This is a genomic window from Psychrobacter sp. FME5, from assembly GCF_014861375.1.
Lineage (GTDB): Bacteria > Pseudomonadota > Gammaproteobacteria > Pseudomonadales > Moraxellaceae > Psychrobacter.
The window spans coordinates 1-3,740 of record NZ_RRYX01000167.1; the positions used below are offsets into that span (position 1 = coordinate 1).

2 protein-coding genes and 1 pseudogene are annotated in these 3,740 nt (G+C 42.9%); all 3 read left to right on the forward strand.

The genetic code is table 11. The features are described 5' to 3' along the window. Positions 1-871 (forward strand): iron chelate uptake ABC transporter family permease subunit (locus tag EI161_RS13630; protein ID WP_192529798.1); only part of this gene is annotated, 871 nt, incomplete at its 5' end. A 146-nt stretch (positions 872-1,017) separates the two neighbouring features. Next, positions 1,018-3,300 (forward strand): TonB-dependent receptor, encoded by a 2,283-nt coding sequence (locus tag EI161_RS13635; RefSeq protein WP_192529800.1) that lies wholly within the window; start codon positions 1,018-1,020, stop codon positions 3,298-3,300. A 153-nt stretch (positions 3,301-3,453) separates the two neighbouring features. Continuing rightward, positions 3,454-3,740, forward strand: a pseudogene (locus EI161_RS14855) (multidrug ABC transporter permease/ATP-binding protein); the annotation flags it as partial.

The window sequence follows — 3,740 nt, forward strand, 5'->3', positions numbered from 1 at the left end:
CTTTACGGCTACTTCAAATGGCTGGCAGCTTAGTACGCTAGGACATTTAATTGTTGATTTTAGATTGCCTCGTACTTTAAGCGCAGCCGCCACTGGCATAATGCTAGCAACTGCTGGCGTGCTGCTACAAACCTTGACACGTAACCCGATGGCCAGCCCTGAAGTACTCGGTATTAGCTCAGGCTCAGCGATAGGAGTGGTACTGGCCTTTGTTTTCCTGCCCAGTTTTGGCTATACAGGTATTATATTATCAGGATTATTGGGTGCTTTTATCGTGCTCAGTTTGATCTTATGGCTTGCCCGTCGTATCAATCCGGCTTATTTATTATTAGTTGGTGTGGCCATTGCCGCATTGATGGGCGGATTATTAAGCCTGGTAAAAATATCTGGCGATCAACGGTTACAAGCGGTGCTAAGTTGGCTATCAGGTTCTACATATCTTGCCAGTCCAGAAACGGCATGGATTTTAGTAGGATTGGCTTTTATACTTTTCATATTAAGCTTTATGGTCATAAAACCATTAGAGATATTGAGCCTAGGTAGTGGGATTGCCCGTGAGCTTGGGGTATCTTTGAGATTGTATCAAACCTTGATACTTATTCTTGTAGCATTACTGAGTACGATATCAACGTTAGCAGTGGGTCCGCTCAGTTTTGTGGGTCTGATGATTCCTCACCTCGCCAGCACATTAGGCGCGGTGAAGCTCAAACGTCAAATTCAATTGTCTGCTATTTTAGGCGCGGGCTTAATGGTCATAGCAGACTGGATTGGACGCTATCTTATATTCCCCTATGAGATACCTGCTGGCACCATCGCTGCCATTATTGGCGGGGCTTATTTTCTATATTTGATGCGGCGTATTAGAGCGTAATCTATATGGTTAATACTTCATTAACGACATGACATCATTATCGCTACTTAAGGCTTTAAAAATATTTAAAATTAATACTGCGCCCCTATTGTAATGAAAATGATTATCATTATAATAGTGATTTAATTTACACATTGGTAACATTCATGCAACTGTCTCGCCTATATTCCGCCCTATTTTGCCTTAAAGCATCTAACAGAGCGCGTCATCCATTTTCAGTAAAATCACTGTCTATCTTTCACCTGTCTACTTCAGTCGTTTTACTTGCTGCCAGCCAAGCAGCATGGGCACAAACCGATATAAATAACGACAGTCAATCAGATGTGCCAAGTGTGGTACTTGATACGATTGTAGTGACCAGTAGTGCTGATGCGTCAGCAGATGGATTGCCAGATGCTTACGAAGGTGGCCAAGTCGCGACCGGAAGCCGTGTAGGGATTTTAGGCAATCAAGATATCATGGATACGCCATTTTCTACTACATCGTATACCAACGAATATATCGCCAACCAACAAGCCCAAAGTGTTGGCGACCTGCTCAAAAAAGACCCAACGATACGCGTGGCAAGGGGTTTTGGTAACTTCCAAGAAGCTTACTTTATGCGCGGTTTCATCACCACATCAGATGATACGATGTTTAATGGCCTATACGGTATTTTGCCTAGACAGTATATCGCCACCGAATTATTTGAGCGTGTTGAAGTTCAACGCGGCGCATCTGCTATGCTAAACGGTGCTGCACCCAGTGGCGGCAATGCTGGTGGTACGATTAACCTACTACCAAAGCGTGCTAGTAATGATCCCCTACGCCAATTAACGCTTGGTTATGGTGAAGGCGATCAAGGTAAAGTAGCGGTAGACGTGAGTGACCGCTTCGGTAGCAATGATGCGTTTGGCGTTCGTTTTAACGCCGCTTATCAAGATGGCGATAGCGCTATCGACGACGAATCTGCAACATTGGGTTTAGCAGCTCTTGGTTTGGATTATAAAGGCGATCAGTACCGATTATCAGCAGACTTAGGTTGGCAGGACAATAAACTGGAAGAAACCCGTCCTAGTGTCACTCTTGCAGGCGCTTCTAGAGTACCAAGTGCACCCAAAGGCTCAAAAAACTGGGTACAACCTTGGACGTATTCAAACGAAAAAGATGTATTCGGTACCATTAGAGGCGAATATGATTTTAATGACAGTATCACCGCTTATGGCGCTTACGGCATGCGACGTGGTGATGAAGACAATTCATTATCAGACCTTACTGTAACCAATACTAATGGTGCTGGTACTACCGCTCGTTTTGACAATATTCGTGAAGATAAAGTACAAAGTGCCGAGCTTGGTCTGCGTGGTCAATGGCAAACGGGGAAGATTGATCATGATTGGGTGATTGCAGCCGATCTTTATGATCAAGAAGAAAAAGGTGCGTATGCTTTTGAGGGTGCTCGTCCCAATAATTTATATCGCCCCATTAAATATCGTGATAACAGCTGGTCAGATACTGCTGTTTTCGTCGGTAACGCGAATAACCCAACACTCACTAACGAGAAAAAATTGCAAAGCTTTGCCCTAGCAGATACTTTCTCTCTATTTAATGACAAATTAAAAACCACATTAGGCGTTCGTCATCAGAACATAGAAACAACTAGCTATAACCCTGATACTCAAGCGCAAACAGGCAATTATGATGAAAGCAAATGGACACCTAGTGTCGGTCTTGTTTATCAACCAACTATGGACTGGTCTGTCTATGGTAACTACATTGAAAGCCTAGCACCAGGAAAGAAAGCACCTCTAGAGAATGGTGGCAACCCTGTTACCAATGCAGGACAAGACTTAGCACCTTATGTTAGTGAGCAAACGGAAGTAGGCGTCAAATATGACAATGGTACAATTGGCAGTAGCTTAGCTATATTCCGTATAGATGCTGCACGTGCTTATATTGATGACACCAATACTTTTACAGCAAATGGTGAAAACCGTCATCAAGGTGCCGAGTTATCAATATTCGGTAGTCCAAGCGAAAACATGCGCCTGATTGCAGGTGTCAGTTATTTGAGTGCTAAGCAAAAAGATACGGGTGATGTAACATTGGATGGCAATCGAGTGATTGGTCTACCCAAACTCCAAAGTAACGTTAACCTAGAATACGATCTAGCAGCCGTCGAAGGATTAACATTAACAGGCGATATTATACATACAGGCGCTCGTTATGCTGATAATGCTAATACTTTGAAAGTTGATGGCTATACCACTTTGGACCTTGGTGCCCGCTATCGTACGGTACTAGCAGGACAAGATGTCACGTTAAAAGGCATGGTGACCAATGTCACTGGTGAAGACTACTGGCAGTCAGTAGGTGGTTATACAGATTTCGGTTATCTAAATGCAGGCGAACCCACTGCGTTAAAAGTTTCAGCGACGTTTGACTTTTAAATTTGAACGCTAAGCTTCGCCAATGAAACGACTATACTGAATAAACTGTCGTTATAAAATCATTATCGGGTTTGAATAAAAGGGATTAGGCGCCACCTACTCCCTTTTGTGCTATCTAAAAATACGCAAAATTCATTTTATTATTGAGTCACTATGTCCTCTCGCGCTACAGCTTCTCTATATCATATAATCTGGTCGCATTATCGGCTGCCTTTTTTCAAAGTCATCTTACTTAACTTAGTCAATGCCGCTGTTAGTGTGGGTATTATTGCTTATATTAATCATACTTTTATCAGTCAGCCTGTTTTTAATACCTTGTCATGGCAGAGCTTAGGCTATTTTTCAGCGTTAGTCGTTCTCCTATTAGTCACGACTTTTTTATCACAATATGCCCTAACCCGCTTGGGTCATAGATTTGTGTATGAGCTCAGAACCAAGCT

Bases quoted from the DNA above. Each gene is read 5' to 3' on its own strand.
- EI161_RS13635 (WP_192529800.1), top strand. From the start codon at position 1,018: ATGCAACTGTCTCGCCTATATTCCGCCCTATTTTGCCTTAAAGCATCT.